The sequence below is a fragment of the Aeromonas sp. FDAARGOS 1415 genome, from assembly GCF_019048365.1.
GTDB lineage: Bacteria > Pseudomonadota > Gammaproteobacteria > Enterobacterales > Aeromonadaceae > Aeromonas > Aeromonas taiwanensis.
The window spans coordinates 3,089,289-3,107,708 of sequence record NZ_CP077363.1 but is presented as its reverse complement, the minus strand read 5'-3'; the positions used below and the strand labels follow the sequence as shown (position 1 = coordinate 3,107,708).

Sequence of the window (18,420 nt, the reverse complement as noted above, 5' to 3'; positions counted from 1 at the left end):
GATGCAAGCCCTGTTGTTGGCCATGAAAGGCATGCTGCTGTGGGCAGGCCTGCTGTCTGGCGTCACGTTGTCAGCCGCCTGCGTGCAGATGCCCGAGCGCCCCCGGACCTTCACTGGCACCTGGCTGGTCGATGGCTCCCTGGGGAAGACGCCGGTCACGCCCAGTCACCTCACCGCCCAGCCACCCCGCGTGGCTGTGGTGCTGGGAGGCGGTGGTCTGCGTGGCTATGCCCACATTGGCGTGCTGCAAGCCCTTGATGATGCAGGTATTCACCCTGACCTGATCGTGGGAACCTCCGTCGGCGCCATCATCGGGGCCGCGTACGCCTCTGGTTCATCAGCAGACCGGCTTTGGGAGCAGGCCAGTGATTTTGCCGTCTTCTCCCTGGCCGATCCGACTCTGGACGGCCCCGGATTCATCGAGGGGAAGGCTCTCTCGGACTGGGTCAATACCCTGGTGAGACAGTTGCCGATCGAAGACTTCCCTGTGCCATTTGCCGCGGTGGCAACGGATATCAACCTCGCCCTGCCCTATGTCATCACGGGCGGCAACACGGGAGAAGCCGTACGCGCCTCTGCGGCCATCCCCGGCATCTTTCTTCCGGTGAGCGCTGCGGGGCAGCCGCTCATCGACGGGGGTGTCACCTCCCTGGTTCCGGTGTTCGCCGCTCGCGCCCTGGGAGCCGACGTCGTCATCGCCGTGGATGTCTATTGCCATGGGCCGCGAGCTTTTCCCCGCACCGCCACGGCCATGTGGCTCAACGTCGCCCGGTTGCAGAGTTGCCTGCTCGCCGCCCCGGAAACCGCCTCCGCCGACGTGCTGATTGCCCCCGCAGTCACCCCCGCCGGCATGAACAGTCGCCAGGACAGGGAGACCCTCAGACGCCTGGGGTATGACGCCGCCGTCGCACTCCTGCCGTCAATGCGAGACAGGCTGGCGCAAAAGCAGTCAGCCTCGCTCAATGGCACGCCCCCTGGCCGCACTGACGCCGCCACGCGCCTCACCGCAGCAGCCATGGGCCCCTCACCGCCGTGAGCGCCCGCCCCACAGACTGACGCGAATCAGAAGGGATGGCGCAGTTCGATGGCGTCATGGCGCCGTTTGCCAGAACCATGGCATCCCGAGTCGGATAAGGTATCGATACCGCAGGCAAGCCGCTTCTGGACACGCATGCGATTCATTTTGCTCGAGGATCTTCCATATGAACTCAAACGTTGTGCTCGTCACCGGCGCCTCCTCCGGTATCGGAGCGGCCACCGCCATGAAACTGAAGGCACTCGGGTTCACCGTGTATGCCGCGGCGCGGCGCATCGAACGCATGCAATCCCTGACCGACGCGGGGATCCGCGTCATCGCCATGGATGTGACCCAGGATGCGTCTATGCAGGCAGGAGTGGAGAGGATCATCGCCGAAGCCGGCCAGATCGACGTACTGGTCAACAATGCCGGGTATGGCTCCTACGGCTCGGTTGAAGACGTCTCCCTCGAGGAGGGCCGTGCCCAGTTCGACGTCAATGTGTTTGGCGCCGTCCGCCTCATCCAGCTGGTGCTGCCCCACATGCGTGCCCGACAGTCTGGCACCATAGTCAACATCACCTCCATGGGCGGCAAGATCCACACTCCGCTGGGCGCCTGGTACCACGGAACCAAGTTCGCGCTGGAGGCCATCAGCGATTGCCTTCGCATGGAGGTGGAACCCTTCGGCATCAAGGTGGTGGTGGTAGAGCCGGGTGGCATCAAGACCGAGTGGGCCGACATTGCCGCGCAGAAACTGCGCGAGGTCTCCGGCGACGGGCCATATGGCCACCAGGCCCTCCCCATGGCGGAGTCCATGATCGGACGCGCCAGCCGCGAGCGCCAGTCCCCGCCGGAACTCATCGCGGATACCATCGCCAAGGCGGTTCAGGCCCGCCGCCCCAAGACTCGCTATGCCGTTGGTTTTGGGGCCAGACCGATGATCTTCCTGCGCCGTTTGTTGCCGGATCGCGCATTTGACCGCTTCATGCGCCTTGCCACAGGGATCCCGCGCCAGCGCGGCTGACGCCTGTCGACCACACATCCGCCCCCATGCCTGCCGGTTGCACGGGCGAGAGATGGGCAACAAAAGGCCCGGCCGTCAGGCCGGGCCTTTTCCTCCCCTTGCCCCCTGATGGGGCAAGGGAGGCCCCTCTGCCCGCGCGCCCTTCCCCTGAGCCCCCGGGTCCGTTGCCACAAAATGGCGCAGCGCTGCCCACCACGGGGTACCAGTCTGGTGCAAGGCGCCAACGCCCCTGATGACAGATATGTCATCCATATGATTTTTCTGCAAAAAATTACTGACACCCTCCTCGATAGCGACTCATTTGACTGGCACATCCCTTGCAAATCCAGATCCCAGGGACGTCACAAGGAGAGGTGCCTATGCTACCCATCAAGCCACCCGGACCCGGTTGCTACGACGAGATGCTGCTCGCCGACAGCCAGTTTCGCGATCACTACCACGCCTACCTGTCGTGGCTGCACCAGACCGACGAGAAGAGCATAGAACGCAAGCGCGAGGAGGCCGACCTGCTGTTTCGCCGGGTCGGCATCACCTTCAACGTCTACGGGGATGGGGACGGCGCCGAGCGCCTCATCCCGTTTGACAGCATTCCCCGCATCATTCCCGCCCGGGAGTGGCAACACCTGGATCTGGGGATCCGCCAGCGGGTCACCGCCCTCAACGCCTTCCTGCACGACATCTATCACGATCAGCGCATCCTGAAGGCGGGGGTGATCCCGGCCGCCCAGATCCTCGCCAACGCCCAGTACCAGCCCTGCATGCAGGGGGTCGACCTGCACCGGGACACCTATGTCCACATCACGGGGGTCGACATCATCCGCAACCACGACGGGGAGTACTATGTGCTGGAGGACAACCTGCGCACCCCCTCCGGGGTCTCCTACATGCTGGAGAACCGCAAGATGATGATGCGCCTCTTCCCGGAGCTGTTTCACAACCAGCCCATCGCCCCGGTGGAGCGCTACCCGGCCCTGTTGCTGCAGACCCTGCGCGAGAGCAGCCCGGTGGACAACCCCTGCGTGGTGGTGATGACCCCGGGCCGCTTCAACAGCGCCTACTTCGAGCACAGCTTCCTCGCCCAGCAGATGGGGGTGGAGCTGGTGGAGAGCGCGGATCTCGTGGTCAAGGATGGCCAGGTGCTGATGCGCACCACCACGGGGCTGAAAAGGGTGGATGTCATCTATCGCCGCATCGACGACGACTTCCTCGATCCCCTCGCCTTCAACCCGGACTCCCTCATCGGCGTGCCCGGGCTGCTCTCGGTCTACCGCGCCGGAGGCGTGGTGCTGGCCAACGCCATCGGCACCGGGGTGGCGGACGACAAGTCCATCTACCCCTATGTGCCCGAGATGATCCGCTTCTATCTGGGGGAGGAGCCCATCCTCAACAACGTGCCTACCTGGCAGTGCCGCGAGCCGGCGGCCCTCTCCCACGTGCTGGCCAATCTGGAGGAGCTGGTGGTCAAGGAGGTACACGGCGCCGGCGGCTACGGCATGCTCATCGGCCCCTGTGCCAGCCGCGAGGAGCTGGCCCGTTTTCGCGAGCTGCTCAAGGCGCGCCCGGACAACTACATCGCCCAGCCGACCCTCTCACTCTCCACCTGCCCGACCTTCGTCGACGCGGGCATCGCCCCCCGCCACATCGATCTGCGCCCCTTCGTCCTCACCGGGCAGGAGCTGCGTCTGGTGCCGGGCGGCCTGACCCGGGTCGCCCTGACCGAAGGCTCCCTGGTGGTCAACTCCTCCCAGGGCGGCGGCACCAAGGACACCTGGGTCATGGAGGGCAACCCATGCTGAGTCGCACCGCAAGCGAACTTTACTGGATGTCCCGCCACCTGGAGCGGGCGGAGAACACGGCGCGCATGCTGGACGTCACCCAGACCATGTCGCTCATGCCCTCCATCGACGCCGATCACAGCGAGCTGGTGGCCCCCCTCACCATCAGCGGCACCCACGAACCCTTCCTGGCCCGCTACGGCCAGGTGAACATGGAGAACCTGCTGCAGTTTTTCTGTTTCGACGAGGAGAACCCGGTCAGCATCTTCAGCTGCCTGCGCATGGCCAGGGACAACGCCCACGCGGTGCGGGGCAAGATCCCGGGGGAGGTGTGGGAGAGCATCAACGCCGCCTGGCTGGAGATCCGCCGGCGCCGCCAGGCGGGCCTCACCAGCGGCCAGGCCCAGGAGTTCTTCGACTGGATCAAGGAGCGCTCCCACCAGTTCCGCGGCGCCACCTACGGCACCATGATGCGCGGTGACGTGCTCTGGTTCCTGCGCCTTGGCACCTTTATCGAGCGGGCCGACAACACGGCGCGCATCCTCACCGTCAAGTACCAGGTGATCCGGGAGGACGAGGACAGCGTGCGCGAGTTCTACCGCTGGAACGCCCTGCTGCGTTCGGTCGGCGCCTATGAGGCACACCAGACCCTCTACAAGACCCTCTCCCACGCCTCCATCGCCGAGCTGCTGATCCTGCGCAACGAGGTGCCCCGTTCCCTGCGCGCCTGCCTCGACGAGATGGAGCTCATCCTGGCCCAGATTGAGGGCAACGCCGGCCAGACGCCGCGCCGCCTCACCACCATACTCAACGCCCAGCTGACCTATGGCGCCATCGACGATGTCTTTGCCCGCGGCATGCAGGCCTATCTGAGGGATTTTCTCAGCGACATCGGCGCCATCGGCCAGAGCATTCACGCCGCCTACCTGGAGGTATTATGAGACTCATCATCGATCACCAGACCCGTTACCACTATGCCGACGTGGTACGCCACAGCACCCAGTATCTGCGCCTGACCCCCCACAGCTCCCCCCGCCAGCAGATCCTCTCCTGGCAACTGGAGCTGCCGGGGGAGGCGACCTGCACCACGGACGGCTACGGCAACATACTGCACGTGCTGAGCCTGGAGTCCCCTCATGAGGGGATCCTGATCCGCGCCCGGGGCGAGGTGGAGATCCGCGACGACGCCCCGGACGGGGAAGAGCACTCCCTCATCTCCCCTCTGAGCTACCTGAGGCCCACCGCCCTCACCCACCCGACCCAGGCCCTGCGGGACCTCGCCCAATCCTGTCTGCCAGAGGAGCCCACCCTGGCCGATTTGCAAACCTTGATGGAGCGCATCCTGGCGCTGATGCCCTATCAGCCCGGCAGCACGGACGCCACCTTCAGCGCCGACGAGGCCCTCGCCTCCGGCAGCGGTGTCTGTCAGGATCACACCCATGTGTTCCTGACCTGCTGCCGTCACGCCGGCCTGCCGGCCCGGTACGTGAGCGGCTACCTCTACAGTCAGGACAACAGCCACGTGGCCATGCACGCCTGGGCCGAGGTGTGGATCGAGGCGCGCTGGCACACCTTTGACGTCACCAACCAGGCCTGCTCCCCCAGCGAGCATCTCAAGCTCGCGGTCGGCATGGACTATCTGGATGCATGCCCGGTGCGCGGCGTGCGTTACGGCGGCGGGTGCGAGCAGTTGCAAAGTCACGCCAGCGTGACCCGCCTGGATGGGCAACAGCAATGAGACGCACAGTTCAGGCGGGAGCACTGCCATGACCTACTGTGTCGCCATGTGCCTGCAAGACGGCATGGTGTTCGCGTCCGATTCGCGCACCAATGCGGGGGTGGATCACATCGCCACCTTCCGCAAACTGCACCTCTTCACCGGGGAAGACAGGGTGATCGTGCTGCAAAGCGCGGGCAACCTGGCCACCACCCAGAGTGTCATCAGCCTGCTGACACAGGGGCAGGAGCTGCTCACCCTCCCCAGCCTCTACGAAGCCGCCGCCCTTATCGGCCAGACCATACGCGCCGTCATCAGCCGGGATGGGGGCCAGCAGCAGGGCCATGTCAACTTCGGTTGCAACATCCTGTTGGGGGGGCAGATCCGGGGGGAGCGCCACCGCCTGTTCCACATCTACCCGGAGGGCAACTTCATCGAGGCGAGCGCCGACACCCCCTACTTCCAGATAGGGGAGAGCAAGTACGGCAAACCCATCATCGATCGCATCATCACCTTCGAGACGCCGCTCCAGACCGCCATGCAGTGCGCCCTCATCTCCATCGACTCGACCCTGCGCAGCAACCTCTCGGTGGGGCTGCCCCTGGATGCCATGGTCTATCCCGAAGGGAGTTTCTCGGCGGCCAGCCTGCACCGCATCACGGAGCACAACCCCCACTTCCTGGCCTTGCGCAAGGCCTGGGGCGAGGGGCTGCAGCACCTGTTCCGGGGCCTGCCCCCCTTCCCTCTCTGACCCGTCCGGGCAGGCGCCAAGGCGCTTTCCCGGCCCCCTCTTTCCGGATATTCTTGCCTCCTTCCCCCTCGATGGAGTTTCCCATGCGCCGCTTCAACGTCATGCTCAATGGCAGCCGGTTGATGATGTTCCCCTTCTATGTCTGCATCCTTGTCTGTGTCGCCCTCCTGATGGTGAAGTTCGCCATGCAGCTCTATGCCCTGTGCCGCGACATCATCGACATTCACTACCTGGATCTCATCACCGGGGTGCTGACCCTGGTGGACTTCGTGCTGGTGGCCCAGATGCTGATCCTGGTGGCCATCTGCGGCTATGTGCAGTTCATCAAGACGCCGGAGCAGCGGGCGGCCCTCGGCGACAACTGGCTCAGCAAGATCAACTTCGCGTCCCTCAAACTCATCGTCATCAACTCCCTGGTCACCATCGCCGGCATCGAGGTGCTCAAGGCCTTCCTGACCGACGGTACCGGCAACGAGATCGAGATGAAGTGGTCGGTCATCGTCTTCCTGGCGTTCTCGGTGGCAGCCCTCATCTATGCGGTCACCGAACGGCTGGCGGATCACAAATAGCCCCCTTTTCATTCAGGATCTATTCATCAAGCGCCGAATTGATAACTCTTTTCATTACCCTTTCCCCATTGTAAACTTGCTCGCCCCGGGCGGAACTGCCCGGGTGCTGGAGCACCCATGACAAGCCTCTCCCTCTCACCGCGACATGTCTGGCACTGGCTGGCCTATCACCATCAGGCCGCCGAGGGCGCACTCTACCTGATGTTTTTCTCCGGCCTGCTGCTGTGGGAGCCCCTGACCCCGACCTGGTCCCTGGCGCGCTGGAACCTGTTTCTCCACCTGGTGCTCTCGCTCTCCCTGTTTCCCCTGCTGTTCGGTGTCTTCTGGCTCTCCCATCGCAGCCTGCTGCGCAAGAGCCGCAAGCCTTTCCTGCGCACCACGGGGCGCATCATCGAAGGCCTGCTGCTGGTGTGCCTCGCCAGCGGCCTGCTGCTGGTGCTGCACGGCACCCCGGGCGACAGCCTCGGCAACCTCGCCAGCTGGGCCCACTGGCTGAGCGCCCTCGCCCTCACTCCCCTGGTGCTGCGCCACGCCTGGCGCTGGACCATTTTGAAATGGCGCACCTGATCTTATGTTGAAGCTGCTGTTCTCCCTGATGTTCGCCGTCCTCTTGGTGGGGACCGCCTCGGCCCGGGAGATGGGCTCGGCCATGATTGCCTATGACGAGGGGCAGGCCCCTCGCCTGCTGGTGGCCAACCTGGGCGCGGGCTCCGTCACTCTGCTGGAGCGAGACACCGGCAAGCGCCTCAAGGAGGCCAGCTTCGGGGGCGATCTACGCCAGCTCGCCCGCGCCGAAGGTGGCACCCTGCTGGTGACCGACTACAGCGGCGATCGCCTGCTGCTGCTGGACGAAGATCTTGACCTCAAGAAGGCGATCCCTACCGGGCACAGACCCTACGGCGTCATCTTCGATCCCAGGCGGCAGTGGTTCTGGGTCACGCTGTTCGAGGGGGGGCGCCTTCAGGCCTATGACACCGCGGGCAAGCTGCTGCTGGATGCAGAAACCGCCGAGACACCCCGCGGGCTGGCCTTGACCGACAACGATCGCCTGCTGCTCACCCACGCCATGACCGGCCAGCTCGCCATCTACGATCTCGCCAAGCTGGAGGGCGGCGCCAAGCAAGCCGTCCTGCCCACACCGCGCCTGATCACCCTGGCCGAGACCCACAGCGACACCCCGAGCGACTCTCAAGGTTTGCCGCGCCTGCTGGATGGCATCGCCCTCTCCCCCGATGGTCGTGAAGCCTGGCTGCCCCATGTGCTCTGGAGCTTCGACCACCCCTTCCAGTTTCAGAGCACCGTCTTCCCCGCGGTCTCCATCATCGATCTGGATGAGGAGAAAGAACGGGTCGATGAAAGAAAACAGCTCTTCTTGCAGATCAATTTGCCGAACGTCGGCAACCGCAGCCAGATCGTCTCCAATCCGTTCGCGGCGCGCTTCGCTGCCGACGGCAAGCGGGTCTACCTGACCCTGGCGGGCTCCGAAGATCTGCTGGTGTTCGACCTCTCCCGCAGCGGCAAATCCAACAGCAACCGCCACAGACGCAAGAAATTCCAGGGGGGCGCCAAGGCGACCCAGCTCCTGCGCCACCTGCCGGGACAGAATCCGCGCGACTTGCTTGTCGACGGCGAGCACATCCTGGTGCACAACGCCATGGGGCAGGATCTCACCCGCCTCAGCACAGGCGGCAGCAGCCCCTTCGCCCGGGTCACCGTGGATCTGCCCCACTTCGCCAGGCTGGTGGCAGCCGATCCCCGACCCGAGCCCCTCAGGCGCGGCGAACGGCTGTTCAATCTCGGCAACACCGCGGCCAATAGCCGCTTCCCCATGGCCGGGGACAACTGGATGAGCTGCAACTCCTGCCACCTGGACGGGTTCAACTTCACCAACCGCCATCTGATGGCGGCCCATCGCCAGAAGAGCGGCGACAACGCCATCAACGGCCACGCCAACCTCGCCAACATGGTGGCGGGGGACTTTATCGGCGAATACCTGCGCATGACCCAGCAGACCCAGGGGGGCATGGGCCACGACGGGCGCGATGGCGCCGAGCCGGTCGACCCCGCGAGGCCCCAGCCCGAGGTGAAGGCGATGATGGAGGAGCTGCACGCCTTCGTGACCAGTGATGGCAACCTCCCCTATCTCGCCAACTGGCTGCGCCTCGACGCCCCGCGCACGGATCCTGCCAAGGCGCCCACCACCCACCCGAAAGAGTGGCTCAACTCCGCCTCCTGCCAGAACTGCCACCAACAGGCGTTTGCAGACTGGAGCGAGAGCAACCACCGGCTGATGGGCAACTCCCACCCCTACTACAAGGTGGTGCAGGCGCTTGCGCGCGAAACAGAGGGCGAAGCCTTCGGTCAATGGTGCCAGGGGTGTCACATGCCCCAGCAGGTGCTGACCGGCCAGATGGATCTGCCCAAGGGTTCCCACATGTTCGAGCAAGGCGGCGCCTCGCTCATTGCCGCACACAAAGCAGGCGAGCCCGTGGTGGAAGAAGGGACCGGCTGCGTGCTCTGCCATCGCATCACCAAAGTGGAAGATGCGGGCGGCAACAGCGCCTTTACCGTGAATCTGAAAGACAGGGAGAGCTATGTGTTCGAGGATGCCCCGGGGGGCAGTCTCAAGCACTGGCTGGCAGAGCGGCAGATCAACGCCCGCCCCGCCATGCACAAGGCCTCCTACCAGAAGGATTTCTACCGGGACGCGGCCCTGTGCAAGTCGTGCCACAACGAGTTTGCCCCGGGCACCGGCGCCAACATCGTCAACACCTGGGACGAGTGGGAGAGCTCCAGCTTCGCCAAGGCGGAGGATCCCGCCAAGCGGCGCACCTGCATCGACTGCCATATGAACCCAACTCCGGGTAATGGTGGAGATGCGGTGGCCGGCCAGTCCACCGAAAACGGCACCATGAAAGAGCGGCTCTATCGCCACAACTTCACCGGCGCCCAGCACCAGCTGGTGGGGCTGCGCAATCCCGCGCTCGAGCAGGAGAGCCTGGCGCTCTTGCGCTCAAGCGCCACCCTCTCCGCCCGCATTGAAAACCAGAGCGGCCAGCCCGCGCTGGTGGTGCGGGTCACCAATGTTGGCGCGGGCCACGCCCTGCCCACCGGGGTTGCGGATTTCCGTGAACTCTGGCTGGAACTGACCGTCACCGACGCCAGGGGCCGCGTGGTGCTTGCCAGCGGCCAGCCGGTGGATGGCGCCGTGCCCGATGATGCGCGACTGTTCAGGAAGGTGTTCGGCGATGCCGAGGGCAAGCCGGTGGGGCTCAAGTTCTGGCGCTACGCCAAACTGCTGGAAGACACCCGCATCCCGGCCGATGGCTGGCGCGATGAAGCCTGGCCGCTGCCAGCGGATGCCCAGGGGCCCTTCAAGACCGATATCAGACTCAATTTCCGCACCTACCCCAAGTGGGTCAGTGATGCGGTGCGTGCCGCCGAGCCGAGCTTGCCGGCGCCACCCATAGTGCAGCTCAACCGATTGCAGCTCACCCTGCAATCCCTTCCCGTTACGCCCGACACGGAGCCTCGAACCTGATGTTTGCAAGTTTTCTCATTACCCTGCGCGAGGGGCTGGAAGCCTTCCTGCTGGTGGGCATCTGCCTCTCCTACCTCGCCAAGCTGGGGGCGAGCCGCCACAACAAGTTCATCTATCTGGGGGTCGTGCTCGGCCTCATCGCCTCCCTGGCCGTGGCCTTCCTGTTCCAGGTGGTGGTGAGCCAGTTCGAGAGTGAGCGCTACAACCACCTCTTGATGGCGGGGATCCTTATCTTCGCCACCCTGGTGCTCAGCTACATGGCGGTCTGGATGCAGAAGCAGGCCAAGTCCCAGGTGGGGGCCATGACGGCGCGCATCGACGCCGCCATCGACACCGGCAACCTGTTCGGTCTCGCCCTGCTCGCCTTCCTCGCCGTGATGCGCGAGGGGTTCGAGACGGTGCTCTTCTTCTCCGCCCTGGTCTACTCCGGGCAGGGGGTAGATCTGCACGAGGGGCTGATGGGAGCGCTGGGGGGCCTGCTGCTCTCCATGGTGCTGGTGTGGGGGCTGCTACGCTCCACCCGCAAGGTGGCCCTGGCCCCCTTCTTCCGCTGGACCGGCCTGCTCATCATCATCATCGCCGCCGGCCTGCTCTCCTCCGCCGTCAACATGCTGCAGGCAGCCGGCGTCATCACCCTCTGGACCGAGCCTGTGTTCAACATCAGCCATGTTCTCGACGATCAGGGCGTCTTCGGCACCTTCCTGCGGGCCCTGTTCGGCTACAATGCCTCACCGGCCGGCCTGCAGCTGGCGACCTGGCTGATCTATCTGGCGGTCTTCGTCACCCTCTGGCATCGCAACTACAGCCCAAAGCCTGCGCCGGTCGCCCAAGCTTGAGCCACCTTTTCAACATGGGGCCGGCAGGCCCCTTTTCTCGTTTGTGGATAGATATCGATGGCCGATAACAACAAGAAAATTGCGGTGCTGGGGGCCGGTCCCGCCGGTCTGATGGCCGCCTGGCGCCTCTGCCAGGCCGGTTTTGCGGTCACCCTGTTCGAGCAGGAGGCGGTCGTGGGCGGCATGTGCGCCACCCAGACCTTCCAGGGGCGCGACGGTGAATATCGTTTCGACTACGGCGGTCACCGCTTCATCACCAAGAACCCCGAGCTGCTCGCCTTCATCGACGAGCTGATGGGGGATGATCTGCTCCACGCCGAGCGAAAGAGCGTGATCCGCTTTGGCGGGCGCACCTATGACTACCCCCTCAATCTGCCGAACCTGCTGAAGACGGCGCCGCTGGCCCTGATGGCCGGTGCGGTGAAGGATCTGCTGCTTCTGCCCTTTGCCAAAAAGCCAGAGGATTTCGCGAAAGCCAGCTTTGCCGAGTGGATCCAGAGCCATTTCGGGCGCACCCTCTACCGCCAGTTCTTCGAGGGCTACACCGCCAAGCTCTGGGGCATCAACCCGGACAAGCTCTCCGCCGACTGGGCCGGCCAGCGCATCAGCCTGATCGATCTCAAAGACGTGGCGCGTCGCCTGCTGCCAAGGCGCAACGGCAGCCTCTCGGTGCGCACCTATGCCCGCAAGTACCGCTACCCCAAGTACGGCTTTGGCCAGATCTTCACCACCCTGGGGGAGCGGCTGATGGCAGAGGGCGTGGCGCTCAAGACCGGCGCCACCATCACCCGCCTCGAGCAGGTCGATGGCCGCGTTGAACGGGTCTATTGGCAACAGGAGGGCCTTGAGCAGAGCGAGCGATTTGATCAGGTCATCTCCACTCTCCCGCTGCCGCTCACCTGCCGGCATCTGGGCTTGCCGTGCGATCTCCAATACCGGTCGCTGCGCTTCGTCAACATGCCGCTTAAAACAGAGAACCTGTCGGACAACACCTGGCAGTACCTCTCTGACCCCCATATCCTGGCCACCCGCTTGCAGGAGCCGCGCCGGCGCAGCCCCTTTATGGCGCCAATGGGGCAAACATCCGTGATGCTGGAGATCCCCTGCAATCCGGGGGATGCCACCTGGCAGGCACCGCTCTCTGATCTGCGCGGCCGGGTCACTCAGGATCTGGCGAGCCTGGGCGTCGATACCGCCAGGCTGGGTGACGAAACCTTCGAGGCGCGAAGCGAATACGCCTACCCCCTGATGGATCTCGGCTACCAGGCCCGCCGCAATGAAGCCATCCAGGCGCTGATGCCGATCACCAACCTCATCATGACCGGCCGCCAGGGGACATTTCGCTACATCTTCACCGACACCGCCATGGAGATGGGGCTGATGGCCGCGGACATGGTGATCGACGGGGTAGACAGACGCCACGCCATCTATAACCATCGCAACGAAAATACCGTGATCGAGACCCAGAGCGTGGCCTGAACGGCCGCGCCATTGGCATAACCTCTTGGCATAAGTAAGGAGAACAGGATGACCATACGCCCGGGTTTACTCGCCCTCACCCTGCTGTTGACCCTCAGCGGACTGACCCTCAGCGGACAAGCACAGGCTTACTCCTACGCCGCGGCCGGCAAGGAGCCGCTGATCGACGCCCGCGAGCAGTTGCTGACCGCCGCCAGTGACGGCCAGGATGCCAGCGAGACCCTCAAGGGGATCGCCGAGGAGCTGGCCTATCTGGAGGAGCATCACAAGGTCGATCTGCAACAGCCCCTGGCCGCCGCCATCCAGGCCAAGGATGCCGACGCCACCGCCGCCCTGCTCAACCGCGCCTACAAGGCGGAGATCGAGCGCCGCCTCGAGGGGGCGGCCCAGAACCTCGGCGACTACCAGACCGCCAAGGTACTGGTGGTCAAGAGCAAGCGCTTCCTGGACCTTATCCTCCCCTCCCTCAATGAAGGGGATCGCAAGGCCGCGGACCAGGCGCTGGCCAGGGTGCTCGATGCCATCGGCAACCCGGGAGTGTTCGGGGTGGGCGCCAAGCCCGCCGATGCAGCCGCCTTTAGCGATGCAGAAAACGCGCTGATGGCCGTGCTGGCGCCGCTCTGATGGCCACCAGCCAATCACTGCGCCACCTCGCTTTGACAAACGGCGGGTTTCGCTGCGCGCTACCCACCCTACGCACGGCCTGCCGATAGATGCACCCGGACGCCGGTTTGCCCCCTTCCCCCCTGGCGGGAGAAGGGGGGCGTCATCAGGGTCTATTACGCTTCGCTAATGGACCCTACCTGCTGATCCTGCTGCAACTGGCCTGGCTTGGCTGGCTGCTGGCCTTCCCGGTGGCCCTCGATTCCGACGATGCCCTGAACTTCGCCCACGGGGTGGTGCGCTTCAGCGTGCTGGAGTTCTCCCCCCACTTCCCGGGCTACCCCGCCTTTATCTGGCTGGCGCGCCTGATCAACCTGCTGGTAGACGATCCGGCCCGCGCGGTGCAGTGGGCCAGCCTAATGGGCACAACGCTGATAGCACCCCTCGCCGCCTGGCTTGCGGTGAGGCAGTGGCAACGGCCAAGCCTGCTGGCGCCGGTCTGGGTGCTGGTGCTGGCCCTGCCGCTCACCCCGACATTGGCGCTTTCCGGCCTCTCGGACGGGCCGGCACTCGCCGCCTGGCTCGGGACGCTGCTGGCCTTGCAGCATCGTAAAACGGCGCTGGCCGGTCTGCTGCTGGGCCTGATGCTGGCCCTGCGCCCCTCCTACTTCGTGCTGGCCCTGCTGCCGCTCTGGCTCGGGATGGCGCAGAAGGGGGAACGGTTCAAGTTTTTGCTCCCCGTTGTCCTAGTAGGTCTAGCCTGCCTGCTGTTTGTCTGGCAGGCCGATGGCTGGGCCTATTTTGCCGAGGGGCGGCGCTTTACCGGCGGCCACTTTACCCTCTGGGGCAACACGGCGGCGGCCCACGGGGATAGGCTGCTTAGCTGGGCGCGCACTTTCAACTCTCAGCTCACCCCCCTCTGGCCCCTGGCGTTTGGGTTGCTGCTGGTCCCGCTCTGGCACACAGAGAAAAAGCACCAGCCTGTCTGGACGTTGGGCTGGCTTGCCCTGCTGCTCTGGACCCTGCTTGGCCAGAATCCGGACAACCCCCGTCACCTGGCGCCCATCACCCTGCTCGGCCTGGTGCTGCTGGCGGGGAAATTGCCGCGCCGGGGCGAGCTGGCGGCCCTGCTCTGCGCCCTCTTGCTGCTGCTGACGACCCTGACCCCGCCGGCGCCCCCCGCCATGACCCGGGCTACCCGGCTGGCGGAGCAGGCATGCCCGGCGCTGGTGACCCAGTGGGGAGTGCGGCTGCTGCGAGAAACCACGGCCCTGCCCGTCACCGACGGCTGGTACGGGGGAGATGCCAGGCTCGCGCAGGCCAAGGGGGCATGCCGCCTCAGTCGGCGCCCCCTCGATGCCCATGAGTGGCCCGCCCCGAGCCGCCAGATCTGGTTCGCCCCCCGATTTCACGCCGAACCCGGCCTCTGGCTCGCCCTGCCCCGCTGACCCCCGCCATGGGGCGTTCCAGGGGGCCAGCCGCCTCGGCTACACTCACTGCGCGGACGCTGACAGGGAGAAGAGGCATGAAGGGCGACAAGGAGTGGGTGTGGGTACCCCTGGTGCTGACGCTGGCCAGCGCACTGCTGGTGCTGCCGCTCTGGTTGCAGGGGGGCAGCCGGGGACACGATCTCTTCCACCACCTGCTCTCCGGCCACTACTTTGCCCAGCAGCTGTGGCAGGGGGAGCTCTACCCCCGCTGGCTGATGGCCATGAACGGTGGCTTTGGCAGCCCCACCTTTTTCTTCTATCCCCCGCTTCCCTACTATGTCAGCGCCCTGCTTGCAGGACCCGGCGCCCCGGCCCAGCAGGCCATCTATCCCCTGCTCGGTAGCGCCACCCTGGCCCTGGTGCTCTCCGGCGGGTTTGCCTATCTGTGGCTGCGCAGCCTAGCCCCGCCCGGCCGGGCTCTCGCGGTCAGCCTGCTCTACCTGGCCCTGCCCTATCACCTCGCCATGGATCTCTACGCCCGCTTCGCCCTGGCGGAGTTCTGGGCCTTCGTCTGGGCCCCCCTCATCCTGCTCGGCCAGGATCTTGCCCACCGCGGTCGGCGCCCGGGGCTGCCACTGCTGATCTTCGCCCTGGCGCTGCTCGCCTTCTCCCACCTGCCCAGCCTGCTGCTGATGATGGGATTGGTGAGCCTGCGAGCCCTCTGGTTCGCCTGGCGCGGTCGCACCCTGCGCCCCTGCTGGCAGGCCCTCGGCGCCCAGGGGCTGGGGCTCTGCATGGCGGCCGCCCTGCTGCTGCCCGCCCTTGCGGATCAGGGGGCCATCTCCATGGAGATGATGCGCAGCGGCATGTTCGACTATCAGCGCAACTTCCTCGACCGCCTGCCCACCGCCTGGGACGACTGGCGCTTTCGCGGCCATCTGGCGTGGCTGAGCGTGCTCACCATGGCCCTGCTGCTGCTCGCCTGGGCCGCCGCCCGCGAGCCACGCCACCCCGAGCTCCTCTGCTGGGGAGCCATCGGGGTCGCCGCCTTCCTGATGATGCTGCCCCCGAGCCAACCGATCTGGAGCCTGCTGCCCCCCTTGCAGCGGGTGCAGTTTCCCTGGCGGCTCAACCTCCTCCTGGCCCTCGCCACGGTCGCCGTGGTGGCCCTGGGCACCCCGCCCCAACGCCTCTGGCAGGGGCTCTGGTGGGGTGTGCTCCTGCTGACGCTGCTCTCCAGCCTGGTCTATGTGCGCCACGCCCCCCTCACCCAGTCCCCCACCCGGGAGGCCATGGCGTTCGAGTTCGACAGCAAGCGCAGTGCCCGGGAATACCGGCCACGGCAGGTGCCCGGCGGCATCTTCGCCCCCAGCCTGCTGGCCTGGAAGGAGGAGTTCCAGCCCCCGGTGAGCGCCGATCCCCCCGGCGCACGCTGGACCCTGACCCACTGGCAACCCAGGGCGCTGGCCCTGGCGGTGAGCACCCGGGTCCCGACCCGGATCGTGCTGCACCAGTACCACTATCCCGGCTGGCAGGCCTGGCTCGACGAGAGCCTGAAGTTGACGGTGAGCGCCACCCCCCAGGGGCTGATGCAGGTCTGGGTACCGGCGGGCAGCCACACCCTCACCCTGAGGCTCGCCCCACGCTGGCCCGAGCGGGCGGGCAATGCCCTCTCGCTGCTCGGGTGGCTGGCCTGGCTCCTGCTGCTTCGTCGCCCCGCCACCGGAGCTTCACCCTGGCAGGATGAACCTGCCCAGACCCGCCAAAGCTGATAGACTGATCTCCTGCTCCCTTGGCCTCTTGCCCACGACACGGAAACCCTATGCCTCAAGCCAGTCCCCTCTCCCCCCGTTTCCTCTTCATTCTGCTCGGTGCCCTGGCGGGGCTGACCCCGCTCGCGGTGGACATGTACCTGCCCGCCATTCCCGCCATCGCCCGGGACCTGGCCACCAGCATCGACGGCGCCCAGCTCACCATCAGCGCCTTCCTGGGGGGCTTTGCCATCGGCCAGCTCTTCTACGGCCCGCTCGCCGACAGCTTCGGCCGCAAGCCGGTGATCCTGGCGGGGCTGGTGATGTTTGCCGTGGCCTCTGTGGGGTGCGCCATGGCGGACTCCCTGCCGGAGCTCCTGGCCTGGCGCATGCTGCAGGCCGCCGGCGGCGCGGCCGGCTCCGTGGTGGTCAACGCCCTGCTGCGGGACCTTTTCGAGAAAGATGCGTTCTCCCGCGCCATGTCCTTCGTCATCCTGGTGATGACGCTGGCGCCCCTGGTCGCCCCCGTGGTGGGCGGCTACATCAGCGCTCACGCCGACTGGCGGGTGATCTTCTGGCTGCTGGTGGGGATCAGCCTGCTCATCTGCGTGGTGATGCAGTGGAAGATCAAGGAGACCCTCAAGCCCGAGCACAAGCAGCCCCTGCGGCTCGGCCAGGTGCTTGGCAACTACTGGGGCGTGCTCTCCCACCGCGGCGCCATGGGCTATGTGCTGTGCGGGGCCCTGTCGAGCTCGGGCATGTTCGCCTTCCTGAGCGCCTCCCCTTACGTCTATATCGAGTATTTCAAGGTGCCGACCGAGCACTACGGCTGGTTGTTCGGCCTCAACATCCTGCTGATGATGGTGGTCACCTTCGTCAACAGCCGCCTGGTGAAGGGGGTAGGCGCCGAGCGCATGCTGCAATACGGTCTGACGGTGCTGCCGCTGGCCGGGGCCCTGCTCATCTACAACGCCTGGAGCCAGACCGGGGGCCTGTGGGGCATCGTCATCCCCGTGGTGCTGTTCGTCGGTCACATCAGCCTGGTGGGGGCCAACGCCATGACCGGCCTGATGGGCCACTTCCCCCAGTCTGCGGGCACCGCCTCGGCGCTGGCGGGCACCCTGCGCTTCGGCATCGGCGCCCTGGTGGGCGTGCTGGTCAACCTCAATCCCCCTGAATCCCCCCTGCCCATGGCCGTCGCCATCGCCGGCTGCGGTCTGGGCTCGGCGCTCTGCTACTGGCTGCTGACCGGCAAGCGCGCCGCCTGAGAGCCCCATGAATGACAAAGCCCTGTCCATGGACAGGGCTTTTTTGTGTTCGCTTTCGTGTGCGTGGCGACCCTCAGGGATCCGGTGAGAGTCCACTTCGCACCAGGATCTCGCTCTCCAGCCCATCCAGGCTCCACTGATTCTTCTTGCGCCAGTAGGCTTCAATCCCCTCCCGACCCTGACGCGCGGACCAGTTGGCGAGATCCGCTCTGTCCCCCTGGTACTCAAACAGGGGCACCGACATGCCGCAGGAAGCCTGGACGCGTTCGATATCCAGCAGGAAGATCTGGCGGGCCGCGACGCTTGGGGGGAACAGCGCCAGCGACGACGCCCACTCCGGGTCCCCCCGGTGCAGCACCCGCGCCCGGCCATAGGCCCGCAAAATCAGCGGCGCCCCCTCGAAGGCGCAGAACATCACCGTCATGCGCGGGTGTTGCAGCACCTGGGCCGCCGACTCGTTGCCGCTGCCGGTCAGGTTGAGCCAGGCCAGGGTGTGGGCATCGATGACGCGCAGCGAGTCCCCGCCCTTGGGGGAGACATTGACCGTCCCCTCCGCGGCCGCCGTGCCGACGAAAAAGATCTTCTGCGCCTCGATGAAGGCCACATGGCGCGGCGAGAGCGCCTCGAACAGTTGTCCCATCTTCCCTTTCTCTCCCTG

The 18,420-nt window shown here is 65.7% G+C and carries 16 protein-coding genes; 15 read left to right on the top strand and 1 reads right to left on the bottom strand.

Annotated features, from left to right (window positions below; translation table 11 throughout):
* Position 1: 1 nt before the first annotated feature.
* The 15 genes from I6L45_RS14720 (at position 2) to I6L45_RS14650 (ending at position 17,762) form a co-directional block, all read left to right on the top strand.
* Positions 2–1,036 carry a patatin-like phospholipase family protein gene (locus I6L45_RS14720; RefSeq protein WP_216982462.1) on the top strand — a complete coding sequence of 345 codons (1,035 nt, stop codon included), beginning with the start codon at positions 2–4 and terminating at the stop codon, positions 1,034–1,036.
* Between the two features lie 166 nt (positions 1,037–1,202).
* Positions 1,203–2,042: an oxidoreductase gene (locus I6L45_RS14715; protein WP_216982461.1), complete on the top strand. Its 840-nt coding sequence runs from the start codon at positions 1,203–1,205 to the stop codon at positions 2,040–2,042.
* Positions 2,043–2,401: 359 nt separating this feature from the next.
* Positions 2,402–3,838 carry a circularly permuted type 2 ATP-grasp protein gene (locus tag I6L45_RS14710; protein ID WP_134696790.1) on the top strand — a complete coding sequence of 479 codons (1,437 nt, stop codon included), beginning with the start codon at positions 2,402–2,404 and terminating at the stop codon, positions 3,836–3,838.
* Positions 3,832–4,758 (top strand): alpha-E domain-containing protein, encoded by a 927-nt coding sequence (locus I6L45_RS14705; protein ID WP_043761259.1) that lies wholly within the window; start codon positions 3,832–3,834, stop codon positions 4,756–4,758. The genes I6L45_RS14710 and I6L45_RS14705 overlap by 7 nt, the downstream gene beginning before the upstream one ends.
* Positions 4,755–5,555 carry a transglutaminase family protein gene (locus I6L45_RS14700; RefSeq protein ID WP_134696791.1) on the top strand — a complete coding sequence of 267 codons (801 nt, stop codon included), beginning with the start codon at positions 4,755–4,757 and terminating at the stop codon, positions 5,553–5,555. Before I6L45_RS14705 ends, I6L45_RS14700 begins: the two co-directional genes overlap by 4 nt.
* A 28-nt stretch (positions 5,556–5,583) precedes the next feature.
* Positions 5,584–6,285: a peptidase gene (locus I6L45_RS14695; protein WP_210548461.1), complete on the top strand. Its 702-nt coding sequence runs from the start codon at positions 5,584–5,586 to the stop codon at positions 6,283–6,285.
* 83 nt (positions 6,286–6,368) lie between these two features.
* Positions 6,369–6,854, top strand: coding sequence for a YqhA family protein (locus tag I6L45_RS14690; protein WP_043761265.1), 486 nt, complete (start codon positions 6,369–6,371; stop codon positions 6,852–6,854).
* A gap of 117 nt (positions 6,855–6,971) precedes the next feature.
* A complete protein-coding gene (locus I6L45_RS14685; protein ID WP_216982460.1) occupies positions 6,972–7,421 on the top strand; it encodes a hypothetical protein in 450 nt (149 codons plus the stop codon).
* Between the two features lie 4 nt (positions 7,422–7,425).
* Positions 7,426–10,395: a YncE family protein gene (locus I6L45_RS14680; protein ID WP_216982459.1), complete on the top strand. Its 2,970-nt coding sequence runs from the start codon at positions 7,426–7,428 to the stop codon at positions 10,393–10,395.
* Positions 10,395–11,231: an FTR1 family protein gene (locus I6L45_RS14675; protein WP_216982458.1), complete on the top strand. Its 837-nt coding sequence runs from the start codon at positions 10,395–10,397 to the stop codon at positions 11,229–11,231. The genes I6L45_RS14680 and I6L45_RS14675 overlap by 1 nt, the downstream gene beginning before the upstream one ends.
* Before the next feature lie 57 nt (positions 11,232–11,288).
* Positions 11,289–12,710 (top strand): FAD-dependent oxidoreductase, encoded by a 1,422-nt coding sequence (locus tag I6L45_RS14670; protein ID WP_216982457.1) that lies wholly within the window; start codon positions 11,289–11,291, stop codon positions 12,708–12,710.
* A gap of 48 nt (positions 12,711–12,758) precedes the next feature.
* Positions 12,759–13,334 (top strand): hypothetical protein, encoded by a 576-nt coding sequence (locus tag I6L45_RS14665; RefSeq protein WP_216982456.1) that lies wholly within the window; start codon positions 12,759–12,761, stop codon positions 13,332–13,334.
* A 179-nt stretch (positions 13,335–13,513) separates the two neighbouring features.
* Positions 13,514–14,761 (top strand): hypothetical protein, encoded by a 1,248-nt coding sequence (locus I6L45_RS14660; RefSeq protein WP_216984221.1) that lies wholly within the window; start codon positions 13,514–13,516, stop codon positions 14,759–14,761.
* 77 nt (positions 14,762–14,838) lie between these two features.
* Positions 14,839–16,515 carry a hypothetical protein gene (locus I6L45_RS14655; protein ID WP_254204330.1) on the top strand — a complete coding sequence of 559 codons (1,677 nt, stop codon included), beginning with the start codon at positions 14,839–14,841 and terminating at the stop codon, positions 16,513–16,515.
* A gap of 50 nt (positions 16,516–16,565) precedes the next feature.
* The gene (locus I6L45_RS14650; protein ID WP_216982455.1) at positions 16,566–17,762 is read left to right on the top strand and encodes a Bcr/CflA family multidrug efflux MFS transporter; all 1,197 of its coding nucleotides are present in this window, start codon (positions 16,566–16,568) and stop codon (positions 17,760–17,762) included.
* A 73-nt stretch (positions 17,763–17,835) separates the two neighbouring features.
* Here the strand turns inward: I6L45_RS14650 and I6L45_RS14645 are convergent, their stop codons facing one another.
* Complete coding sequence (locus I6L45_RS14645) at positions 17,836–18,402, bottom strand: pyridoxamine 5'-phosphate oxidase family protein (protein ID WP_216982454.1); 567 nt, start codon at positions 18,400–18,402, stop codon at positions 17,836–17,838.
* Between the last annotated feature and the right edge of the window lie 18 nt (positions 18,403–18,420).

Coding starts and splice junctions, on each gene's coding strand:
- I6L45_RS14700 (WP_134696791.1), top strand. CDS start 4,755: ATGAGACTCATCATCGATCACCAGACCCGTTACCACTATGCCGACGTG.
- I6L45_RS14705 (WP_043761259.1), top strand. CDS start 3,832: ATGCTGAGTCGCACCGCAAGCGAACTTTACTGGATGTCCCGCCACCTG.
- I6L45_RS14695 (WP_210548461.1), top strand. CDS start 5,584: ATGACCTACTGTGTCGCCATGTGCCTGCAAGACGGCATGGTGTTCGCG.
- I6L45_RS14670 (WP_216982457.1), top strand. CDS start 11,289: ATGGCCGATAACAACAAGAAAATTGCGGTGCTGGGGGCCGGTCCCGCC.
- I6L45_RS14710 (WP_134696790.1), top strand. CDS start 2,402: ATGCTACCCATCAAGCCACCCGGACCCGGTTGCTACGACGAGATGCTG.
- I6L45_RS14685 (WP_216982460.1), top strand. CDS start 6,972: ATGACAAGCCTCTCCCTCTCACCGCGACATGTCTGGCACTGGCTGGCC.
- I6L45_RS14645 (WP_216982454.1), bottom strand. CDS start 18,402: ATGGGACAACTGTTCGAGGCGCTCTCGCCGCGCCATGTGGCCTTCATC.
- I6L45_RS14675 (WP_216982458.1), top strand. CDS start 10,395: ATGTTTGCAAGTTTTCTCATTACCCTGCGCGAGGGGCTGGAAGCCTTC.
- I6L45_RS14650 (WP_216982455.1), top strand. CDS start 16,566: ATGCCTCAAGCCAGTCCCCTCTCCCCCCGTTTCCTCTTCATTCTGCTC.
- I6L45_RS14665 (WP_216982456.1), top strand. CDS start 12,759: ATGACCATACGCCCGGGTTTACTCGCCCTCACCCTGCTGTTGACCCTC.
- I6L45_RS14680 (WP_216982459.1), top strand. CDS start 7,426: ATGTTGAAGCTGCTGTTCTCCCTGATGTTCGCCGTCCTCTTGGTGGGG.
- I6L45_RS14715 (WP_216982461.1), top strand. CDS start 1,203: ATGAACTCAAACGTTGTGCTCGTCACCGGCGCCTCCTCCGGTATCGGA.
- I6L45_RS14690 (WP_043761265.1), top strand. CDS start 6,369: ATGCGCCGCTTCAACGTCATGCTCAATGGCAGCCGGTTGATGATGTTC.
- I6L45_RS14720 (WP_216982462.1), top strand. CDS start 2: ATGCAAGCCCTGTTGTTGGCCATGAAAGGCATGCTGCTGTGGGCAGGC.
- I6L45_RS14655 (WP_254204330.1), top strand. CDS start 14,839: ATGAAGGGCGACAAGGAGTGGGTGTGGGTACCCCTGGTGCTGACGCTG.